General features: G+C 57.2%; 6 protein-coding genes. All 6 read left to right on the top strand.

Features of this window, described 5'->3' with window-relative positions; genetic code table 11:
• The first annotated feature begins 568 nt into the window (after positions 1 to 568).
• The 6 genes from AC0YNU_RS26885 to AC0YNU_RS26860 all read left to right on the top strand — a co-directional run bounded on the left by AC0YNU_RS26885 (position 569) and on the right by AC0YNU_RS26860 (position 9,927).
• Positions 569 to 2,341: a sensor histidine kinase gene (locus AC0YNU_RS26885; protein ID WP_475762021.1), complete on the top strand. Its 1,773-nt coding sequence runs from the start codon at positions 569 to 571 to the stop codon at positions 2,339 to 2,341.
• Positions 2,319 to 3,956 carry a response regulator transcription factor gene (locus AC0YNU_RS26880; protein WP_475762019.1) on the top strand — a complete coding sequence of 546 codons (1,638 nt, stop codon included), beginning with the start codon at positions 2,319 to 2,321 and terminating at the stop codon, positions 3,954 to 3,956. Before AC0YNU_RS26885 ends, AC0YNU_RS26880 begins: the two co-directional genes overlap by 23 nt.
• 140 nt (positions 3,957 to 4,096) lie before the next feature.
• Positions 4,097 to 5,854 carry an extracellular solute-binding protein gene (locus AC0YNU_RS26875; protein WP_475762017.1) on the top strand — a complete coding sequence of 586 codons (1,758 nt, stop codon included), beginning with the start codon at positions 4,097 to 4,099 and terminating at the stop codon, positions 5,852 to 5,854.
• 91 nt (positions 5,855 to 5,945) lie between these two features.
• Positions 5,946 to 6,845, top strand: a complete 900-nt coding sequence (locus AC0YNU_RS26870) for an ABC transporter permease (RefSeq protein ID WP_475762015.1) — start codon at positions 5,946 to 5,948, stop codon at positions 6,843 to 6,845.
• Positions 6,846 to 6,863: 18 nt separating this feature from the next.
• Positions 6,864 to 7,748 carry a carbohydrate ABC transporter permease gene (locus AC0YNU_RS26865; protein WP_475762013.1) on the top strand — a complete coding sequence of 295 codons (885 nt, stop codon included), beginning with the start codon at positions 6,864 to 6,866 and terminating at the stop codon, positions 7,746 to 7,748.
• 262 nt (positions 7,749 to 8,010) lie between these two features.
• Complete coding sequence (locus tag AC0YNU_RS26860; RefSeq protein ID WP_475762011.1) at positions 8,011 to 9,927, top strand: SH3 domain-containing protein; 1,917 nt, start codon at positions 8,011 to 8,013, stop codon at positions 9,925 to 9,927.
• Positions 9,928 to 9,956: the final 29 nt, after the last annotated feature.

Below are 9,956 nucleotides of genomic sequence, written 5' to 3'. Positions count from 1 at the left end.
AGCAAAACTACATCGGAAGCATACGCTAAGTTTTGCGGCGGAGCCGCGAAGCCGGGGAACCCGGCGAGACAAGCAAAACTACATCGGAAGCATACGCTAAGTTTTGCGGCGGAGCCGCGAAGCCGGGGAACCCGGCGAGACAAGCAAAACTACATCGGAAGCATACGCTAAGTTTTGCGGCGAAGCCGCGAAGCCGGGGGGGACCCGGCGAGAAAGCAAAACTACATCGGAAGCATAAGCTAAGTTTTGCGGCGGAGCCGCGGAGCCGGGAAACCCGGCGAGACAAGCGTTATGGGTGATGCCCGTAGAGGCCATATCTGTGGCCGGGACGTAGGAAAACAAGAAACAAACGCGTACGGTAAAACATTCAGCAAAGCGTTCTTTTCAATACATCTACTATTATGAAGCAGCTACAATTATATATCAAGCTGCTAACAAATAGTTAGTGTGGGAAGGAGACAGACATGCCTTTTTCCCGGAGGTACTTGGTAATGACGTCCATACCCTTCGTCTCCTAGTTTTGCTATAGTTAGGGAATGTTAACCAACTTTCGGGAGGCGTTCAAGCTTTGTCCATCCTTAAGCGTTTGGCTTCCGTATCGATTTTGCCTAAGCTCGTCCTCACCTTCCTTATTACGCTTACCCCGCTCTACATCATTGGCTGGCGAATGAACGAGGTCGGCTCCAATCACGTCCAAAGAGAGATTACAGATTCCCTCGTCTCTCGAACCTCCCTCTATATGAACATGCTGGAATTCGACCTGGACAGCGTCATTCGGCAGCTGCAGGAATACGTCAACGACGACGATCTGCTGAAGCTCTCGTCCGCCTCCGAGTTCATGACCGAGATCGAGAAGATGCAGGCGCAGCTGCGCTTGAAGAATCGGCTCAATCAGCTGAAAAGCTCCAGTAAGTTCGTTGAAAATGCAATCGCTTTCATTCCTCAAATGAACCGGACCGTCTCGGCGAACGACAACGTCATCGGCAGCTTCAATACGGAAGAGTTCGAGGGGCTGAACAAGTCGACGAACCGGTTCGAAGCCCCGTTCCTGGTATGGAACAACCGGATGTTCATCAGTCTTCCGAATCCCGATCCGGCCATAGCCGGCGACCAGGAGCCGGTCTTTCTGCTGGCGGTGGAAATATCTCGAAGCGAGCTGGAACAAGCCCTGCAGAAATTCACGAACGAGGGCGGACGCACGGCGCTGGTCGGCGACGAGCAGCCGTTTATCATTACGGGCGGCGCGACGGCGGTCGACGGGGAACTCGTGCGGGATTTTAAGAAGGCAGGCGAGCATGCGGCGGAGGACCAGCTTCAAGCCGTCGACTGGAAAGGCGAATCGTTTCTTCTCGTGTCCAATCATTCGCAGCGGCTCGATATGACGCTGCTCATGTACGTGCCCGAGAACAAAGTCAACGCCTCGCTGGAGGTGTACCGTTTCTGGTTCTATGTCTTGTCGGTCGTGTCGGTCGTCCTGGTGATTCTGTTCTCATACAGCATCTACCTGATTATTCATATGCCGCTCAAGCGGCTCGTCCGCTCCTTCCGGCGCATCGAACAGGGGCAGTTCAATCAGGAGTTGCATTACCCGCTGCAGGATGAGTTCGGCTATCTGTACGGGCAGTTCAACGGCATGGTGCGCCGGTTGGACGTGCTGGTGCACGAGGTGTACGAACAGCAGTACCGGGCGCGCCTGGCGGAGCTGCGGCATTTGCAGTCGCAGATCAATCCGCATTTTTTGTACAACAGCTACTTCATCCTGTACCGGATGGCGAAGCAGCGGGACCATGACAATGTCATCTATTTCACCAAGCATCTCGGCGAATATTTTCAGTACATCACGCGCGATGGCGCAGGCGAGGTTCCCTTGTCCAGCGAAATCCATCATGCCCGTACGTATGCGGAGATTCAGTCCATCCGTTTCTCCGAGCGTATCGAGGTGGCTTTCGAGGAAGTGCCGGAGAGCATCCGAGACTTTCCCGTGCCGCGGTTGATCGTGCAGCCGATCATCGAGAATGCCTACAACCACGGTCTCGAGAACAAGCGAAAAGGCGGACTCATATCCGTCGGCTTCCGCATTCGGGAGCGCGCGATCGATATCGTCATCGAAGACAACGGCGACGATATGAGCGTGGACAAGCTGCGTCTCCTTCAGGCAAGCCTGCAGGACAAGGCGGAGCCCACGGAGCATACGGGGCTGCTCAACGTCCATCGGCGGATTATCATCCGTTACGGCGGAGGCGGGCTGAAGCTCGACCTGGGCGCCGAACAGGGGCTGAAGGTGACGATCACGATTCCAAGAGAGGGAGGCGGAGAAGATGTATCGCTTATTGATCGTTGACGACGAGCGTTTCACGGTGGACGGTCTTTACGAAATGATCGAGGAGATCGAGGATCTGGAGTTGGACCTGTACCGGGCGTATGCGCCGGAAGAAGCGTTGGAATGGCTGGCGAGGACGAAGATCGACATCGTGCTGAGCGACGTACGGATGCCGGGCATGACGGGTCTGGAGCTGCAGAAGCGAATCGCGGCGCAGTGGCCGCGCTGCAAAATCATTTTCCTGACGGGCATTCATCAGCTGGAAACCGCCCAGCATGCGATTCGTTCCGGCTCCATCGACTATATCCTCAAGACCGAGGGCGACGAGGCCATCGAGCGCAGTATCCGCAAAGCGGTCGCGGCGTTGGATGCGGAATCGGCAAGCGAAGGCTTCCTGCTGCAGGCCCGGCTGCGCATGAGCGAAGCCATGCCCCTGCTTCACCGCGATTGGCTGCAATCGGTGCTGGAGCTGCAGGCGCCGGCCGTTACGGACGAGAAGCTTGCGGAGCTGCGCATCTCGCTGCGAAGCGGATCGACCCTCATACCGCTCATCGGGCGGATCGACTGGCCGGAAGGGGCCGGTTATCGGGATCGGGCATTGATGTACGCGGTGCAAAACATTGCAGCGGAATATTATGCGCCGCTCGCTTTCTTCTCCGTGAGCATGGATATGCATCATTTCATGTGTTTGATGCAGCCGCATGCGGAAGGTGCCGCCACCGGTGCCGAAGGGCCAGAAGGCGAAGGCGGCGATGATTGGCAGCAAACGCAAAGCTTCGTGCAAGGAACCATGGAGTCCGTTCAGCATACCTGCGAGCGGCTGCTGAAGCTGAACGTCTCGCTTGTATGCTGCGTGCAGCCGATTGCCTGGACGGCGCTGTCCGGCGTCTACGAAAGCATGAAGAAGCGGCTTATCGTCGGTCTTGGCTCTCGCGATCGCATGCTGCTGCTGTGGAATCCCGGCGAAGAAGGCGAGAAGCCGGCAGAGCCTTTCCCGATGCCGCCGATGCGCGTGCTGAGCTCGAACCTGGAGCGCCTGCTGGAGGAAGGGAGCGAGGCGGAGTTCGAGGAAGCGGTGCGGCAATATACGTCGCTTCCCGACCGTTATGCCGACTTTGCGATCGCCTATTACGGCATCGCGAGCTTGCTGCTGAGCCAGTTGACGCAGGGACAGAGCGAGCCTGGCGAAGAGGACATCGGCGCGATTAATTCGCTCATGAACCTGACCGCCCACCAGAGCCGGGAGGCGGCGCTCCAGCTGCTCCTGCGCACCGCATCCGGTATCTACGCCAAGCGTAAATCGCTGCAAACGGAGCGGACGCATCAGTTGATCTCGAAGCTGCATCATCACATTCGCGCCCATCTTGGGGGCGACTTGTCGCTTACGCGGCTATCCGAGCTAGTTTACTTGAACCCGGCTTATCTATCCGTGCTGTACAAACAGCAGACGGGCGGGAATTTGTCGGAGTATATCGCGGAGGCGCGGATCGAGAAGGCGAAGGAGCTGCTGGCAACGACGTCGCTGAAGATCCACGAAATTGCCGAACAGGTCGGCTTCGAGACGGCGGGGTATTTCAATCGCTTCTTTAAGAAGAGGCTGCATGTGACGCCTCAGGAATTCCGGTACCGGGAATAGTAAGGGACTGCCGGCCGACACGTGCCGCCGGCACATTCTATACAGGAGAGTAGAAATCTATAGATTGTGCCATAGAGATTGAAAGCGCTGTCTTCTAAACTGAAAGGGAAGGAAGATCGTATCTAAAGGGGGATTCAAGAATGCGAAAGACTGTAAAGTGGACGGCGGCGACTGCGATGGCGTCCTTGCTGATTCTTGCAACCGCTTGCGGCTCCAACAATAACAATGAACCCGACAATGCTTCCACTTCAGGCAATAACGGCAAGGCGCCGGCCAACAATGCGGCGAACGCCGGCAACAACGCGGCGAATGCGCCGAACGACGCGGCCAACGCGCCGGCGGAGGGCGATCCGTTTCTCGGCAAGTACGACCCGCCGATTACGCTCAGCAGCGTGCGGATCATCAACGACACCTATAAATTCATGGAAGGCCAAACGATCGACAACAACATGTGGACCAAGGCGCTCGAAGAGAAGCTCGGCATCAAGATCAAATACGACTGGGTCGTCAGCGGCGACCAGCCGGGCGGTCAAGGCGAGCAGAAGATGAACGTCTCCATCGCCTCCGGCGATCTGCCGGAAATCATTCCGGTCAACGCGAAGCAGCTGCAGCAGCTGCAGGACGCGGGCGAGCTGGAGGACCTGACGGCGGTCTATGACAAGTACGCTTCGCCTTTCCTCAAGGAGATCTTGAACCAGGACGGCCCGTCCTCGCTGGCGTCGGCAACCTTCGGCGGCAAGCTGATGGCGATTCCGAACACCGGCTCCTCCATGGACGGCGCGGGCATGATCTGGATCCGGACCGATTGGCTCACCAAGTTGGGGCTGGAACCGCCGAAGACGATGGCCGACGTGCTCAAGATTTCGGACGCGTTCACGACGCAGGATCCGGACGGCAACGGCAAAAACGATACGTACGGCATCGCGATGAACAAAGACCTCTACGGCGGCTTCGCCGATATTACCGGTCTTCTGAACGGTTTCCACGCCTATCCGAAGCAATGGATCAAGGACGCGAGCGGCAATATCGTATACGGCAGCATTCAGCCGGAGATGAAGGCCGCGCTCGGCACGCTGCAGGAGCTGTACAAGAAAGGCCAGATCGATAAGGAATTCGGCGTCAAGGACGGCGGGAAGGAAGCCGAGCTGACGTCCTCCGACCGCATCGGCATGGAATTCGGCCAGATGTGGAACCCGCTCTTCCCGCTCGTGGACAACAAGAAGAACAACGCGAACGCGCAGTGGCAATCGTACCCGCTCGTCTCGAACGACGACCAGCCGGTGACGCCGCAGGTCGGCTTTGCGACCGGGCAATATTTTGCCGTGAAGAAAGGCGCCGAGCACCCGGAAGCGGTACTCAAAGCGATCAATCTGTTCGTCGAGACCGCCTGGGGCGAGACCACGACGCCAGAGAACTATGCCGCTTACATCACGGGCGACGGCTTCGAGAAGTTCAAGATGATGCCGTTCCAAGCATGGCCATCGCGTAAAAACTTGGATATCTACCTCCACGTGACGGCGGCGATGGACAGCAAGGATACGTCGAAACTCAATGCCGAGGAGAAGGACAACTACGGCAAGATCGCCGCGTTCCTCGACGGCACGAGCAAAGACGCGCTGGGTTGGGCGTATGAACGGATTTTCGCGAAGGAAGGCTCGTTCAAGGTCATCGACGGCTACGTTAACAACAGCCAGCTCAAGATGCCGGAGTTCTACGGCGCGCCGACGCCGGCGATGGTCGAGAAGGATTCCAACCTGCAGAAGCGCGAGATCGAGACGTTCACGAAGATCATCATGGGCGACTCGCTCGACAATTTCGATAAGTTCGTGACCGAGTGGAAGAAGCTCGGCGGCGATCAGATCACGCAGGAAGTCAACGATTGGGCGAAGAGCAAGTAAGACGCCGGATGCATCGGCGGGCAAGCGGGGGAGGCGTCGACTTCCCCTGCCTTTGCCTTACGAATGAAGCGGAGCAGGGAGGAACAACGCCATGTCATGGAAGAAACGGAGCGAGCGGCTCCCGCTGCACCTGATGATTTTGCCGGGACTGATCCTCATCGTCATTTACTGTTACGGCCCGATGCTGGGGCTCGTCATCGCATTCGAGAAGTTCGTGCCGGCGAGAGGCATCTTCCATTCCAAATGGGCGGGTCTCGATAACTTCCGCTACGTGCTGGAAATGCCGGAATCCAGCCGGATTATCTATAACACCGTACTGATCGCGCTTATGAAAATCGTCGTCGGGCTCGTAGCCCCGATCGTGACGGCGCTGCTGCTGAACGAAGTGCGCAAGGAAGCGTTCAAGCGAGGCATCCAGACGGTCATTTATTTGCCCCATTTTCTGTCGTGGATCATTCTGGGCGGCATTCTGATTGATATCTTGTCGCCGACGGACGGCATCGTCAACCAGGTGCTTGGCTGGGTCGGCATTCAGCCGATTTATTTCCTCGGGGACAACGGCTGGTTCCGCTATGTGCTCGTGGCTACGGATACGTGGAAGGAATTCGGATTCAATACGATCGTGTATCTGGCCGCGTTGACGAGCATTAGCCCGACGTTGTACGAAGCGGCGATCATGGACGGAGCGGGACGCTGGAAGCAGACGCAGCATGTCACGCTGCCCGGCATGATGCCGATCATTATCCTGCTGACGACCCTTAGTCTTGGAAACGTATTAATCGCCGGGTTTGACCAGGTGTTTAATTTATATAGCCCGCAGGTGTACGAGTCGGGTGACATCATCGATACGTTCGTCTACCGCATCGGCTTGGTCGACGCGCAGTTCGGCGTCGCGACGGCGGTGGGCGTATTCAAATCGGTCGTGTCGCTGATCTTCATCTCCGTGTCGTATTATCTGGCCTACCGTTTCGCCAAATACCGCATTTTCTAGAGGAAGGAGCGAAGGGACATGCTGGAGCATTATACGTTTAGCCGAAGGCTGTTTCTAGGATTCAACTACGTCTTCCTCCTGTGTCTGGGAATCGCCTGCATACTGCCCATCATCCACGTGCTGGCGCTGTCCTTCAGCTCGAGCAACGCCGCCCAAGCGGGGTACGTCAAGCTGTGGCCCGTCCAATTCACGCTCAGCTCTTACGACTTCGTGACGCACAAGGCGGCGTTCTGGAAATCCATTATCGTCACGCTGAAACGCGTTGGGGTCGGCGTGCCATTTAATATGCTGATGACGGTGCTCGTCGCCTATCCGCTGGCGAAGGAAGTCGGGAAATTTCCGATGCGCACGCTCTACGCCTGGATCTTCGTCGTCACGATTCTGTTCGGCGGCGGGCTGATCCCGCTCTATATGACGGTCAAGTACACGGGCATCATGGATAGTCTCTGGGCAATGGTGCTGCCGGGCGCCGTGCCGGTGTTCAACGTTATTCTGCTGCTGAACTTCTTCCGCGGCCTGCCAAAGGAACTGGAGGAGGCGGCGTTCATGGACGGAGCCGGCCATTGGACGACGCTATGGCGGATCTTCCTGCCGCTCTCGCTGCCGGCGCTCGCCACGATTACGCTGTTCGCGACGGTCGGCCACTGGAACTCCTGGTTCGACGGCATCATCTACATGAACTCGCCGGACCATTACCCGCTGCAGAGCTATCTGCAGACCGTGGTCATCAACCGCGACCTGACGCTGATGTCCTCCTCGGACATGAAATCGCTCGCGGAGGTCAACGATCGAACCGCCAAAGCCGCGCAAATCTTCCTCGGCGCGCTGCCGATCCTGCTGGTGTACCCGTTCCTGCAGCGATTCTTCATGAAAGGCATCGTGCTGGGAAGCGTAAAAGAATAGGGATGCTTAGGCAGAATCCGCGCGTAGATCGAATCTATGCGCGGGTTTTTTGGTATGTGCCGAGGACGGCGTACTCTAGCACGCATCCCTGGCGACTCTCTCGTTAAATGCGAGACTATGGGAATTAATGCTATTAACAGATAGCCATTTTATGCTAATCTATGAGGGAATATTTAGAAATCGCAGCGAACTGCCGAATAAGATCCTATGCAGGTTTTTCGATTATGGTCCGATTCATTCTCGAGGGGGTGTCTTGGTAAGGATGACAAAGGCGTTGAAAATCATGCTGGCAGGTATGCTCGCTTTGTTCGCCCTCCCCATGCTTCAAGGCGAGAACGCCGAAGCAGCGGCGGCACCTATATGTCCCGGCATGTCGGTGATGACCGATCCGCTCGCGCTGAGCATGGAGGCCGGCAGTACGGTTATTTGGGACGGGGTAAGCCCCGATCTCTTGGAAGCGAAGAAGAAATACGAGCAGCTGCTGAGCGATAGAGGCTGGAAGATTACCTATAACTCGGCCTATAGACCCTTCGAATATCAGCGGCATTTGAAAGAAATCGTGTCTGCTCCGCTGAATGCCTGCAAAGCCGGCGAGAAAGCGAAGCATGTCTTGGGCACGGAAGTAGCTGCCCCAAGCTACGAAGCGCCGCACACGAAAGGCATTGCTTTCGATGCATCGGTCACCGATGAGAAGGGGAACGCGCTCAACGGCATGACTTTCGTGAGTCCCTCGCTCGTGGCCGTAGCCGCGCAGGCAGGGCTGGGGTTTACGCTTCAGTCGACGGACGGCGTCCATCATGAATTGATGCTGGTCGTCGGCTCGCCGAACCCGGCGGCACCGGGGCAGCCTAGCCTGCCCGGGACGAAGATCGGGACGGGCCTGGTCGTGACGTCGAGCGGCAATCTGAATATCCGCAGTCAGGCGTCGACCGGAGGAGCGATCGTCGGCAGCGCAATCAGGGGCTCCACGGTCGATGTCTACAAGATCGAGGGCGCCTGGTATTTGATCCAGACCCGTAATGTGGTTGGCTATGTGAGCAAGGATTACGTGAAGTACGCGCCGGAACCGGTAACTGATTCTCCGAAGGAGCCGGATCTGCCGGCGGCGAAGATCGGGACAGGCACCGTCATTACGGAGAACGCCAATCTCAACATCCGCAGCCGGCCATCGACAGACGGCGCGGTCGTCGGGCGCGTCAGAACAGGCGCTTCGCTGGACGTCTATAAGACCGAACAGGCCTGGTATTTGATCAAAACCGGCACCGTCGTCGGGTACGCAAGCAAAGACTACGTGAAGTTCGTGCCGACGCCGGCCTCGAACGCGAACCAGGCGAAACCGGCAGAACCAGCAGAACCTGCAGCGCCATCGCAGACAGGTCAGCCGGCGGCGAAGATCGGAACGGGCCTGATCGTGACGCAGGGCGCGCTTAATATCCGAAGCAAGGCCTCGAACGAAGGGACCGTGATCAGCAGCGTGAAGAAAGGCGCAACGGTCGATGTCTACAAGATCGAGGGCGATTGGTACTTGATCCATTCCGGCAGCGTGACTGGGTATGTCAGCAAAGCTTATGTGCGATTCGTTACGGACACCGCCGCAACGGCGGGGGCATCTTCCGCGATAAAGCTGGCCAACCAAGCGACCTTCGCCAAAATCTATCGTTTCACGCTGGAGAAGGAAGGCTTGTTGACGAACGATTCCTATGATGCCGGCACCAAAACCAACCGCGGCATCCCTCAGGGCGAATATTCGCAGTACCTCAAGAAGAAGGGACAGCGCGATAAAAGCGTGAAATTAATTCAGGATGCCGAAGCGTCCGACATCTACTACAATGACTATTGGTTAGCCATAAGCTGCAATCGCATGAGCGAGAAGCTGGCCATGGTCATGTTCGACACGCTCGCGAATATGGGGTACGGCAGCAGCGGAGATAAGGGCGGTGCCGTTAAGTTCTTGCAGCAAGCGATAGGCGCAGCAGGGGATGGCGACTGGGGCGCGGCTACGGAGACGGCATTCCTGAAGCAGCCGTTAGCCAACCATGATGCATTGGCGAAGCAGGTTCTCCAGTCGAGGCTGGATTCCCGCTATGCCCGCGTGAAGCAAGACGGCGCGCAGCAGAAGTTTCTCGCAGGCTGGATAAACCGCGATTACGCGTTAAGAGCCTTCGTTGGTTTGAAATGATTCGAAGCGCGTGGAGCAAAAAGAGCTGC

The organism is Paenibacillus sp. J31P316, from assembly GCF_056269105.1.
Note: the sequence above shows the minus strand (reverse complement) of the source record. Positions and strands in the feature narration are given on the sequence as shown.